General features: G+C 44.6%; 1 protein-coding gene. It reads right to left on the bottom strand.

The window, feature by feature from the left end:
- On the bottom strand, positions 1 to 554 hold a 554-nt coding region (locus IRT38_RS17455), incomplete at both ends, for a Tn3 family transposase (RefSeq protein WP_194598353.1).

Genomic DNA, 554 nt, shown 5'->3' with positions numbered 1-554 from the left:
ATGTCCTGTACTTTCAGCTCTGCCACCTGCGCGGAAGCGTTGGCCATCTGATGAGGAGGTAGTGCCATCTCCCCAGTTTTCAGCGAAAGGTTGTTTCAATTGAGCATTCACCAATTCGGCCAATGCCGTTGAATAAGTTTCATCACGGATATGCCAAGCCTGTAGCCATGAGAGTTTGGCATAAGTTGTACCAGGACATGATTCGGCCATTTTCGTCAGCCCTAAATTAATTGCATCAGCCAGTATGGTCGTGAGCAATAACGCTTTATCCTTCGCAGTGTCATCCGTTTTCAAATGAGTGAAGTGTCGAGTAAAGCCTGTCCATTCATCGACCTCCATTAATAATTCGGTGATCTTGATATGTGGTAACAGCATTGCTGTTTGGTCAATTAAAGTTTGGGCTGTATCAGGAGCCACGGCATCGAGAGGTGTTATTTTTAGACCAGATTGATTGATCATCGCATCAGGCAAATCGTTGGTCGCTGCCATGCGATTAATGATTGCTAATTTCTGCTCCAATAGTGAAAGGCGACTTTGCAAATATAGATCACAAT

It is taken from the genome of Acinetobacter sp. SK-43 (genome assembly GCF_015351505.1).
Taxonomy (GTDB): Bacteria; Pseudomonadota; Gammaproteobacteria; order Pseudomonadales; family Moraxellaceae; genus Acinetobacter; species Acinetobacter junii.
Note: the sequence above shows the minus strand (reverse complement) of the source record. Positions and strands in the feature narration are given on the sequence as shown.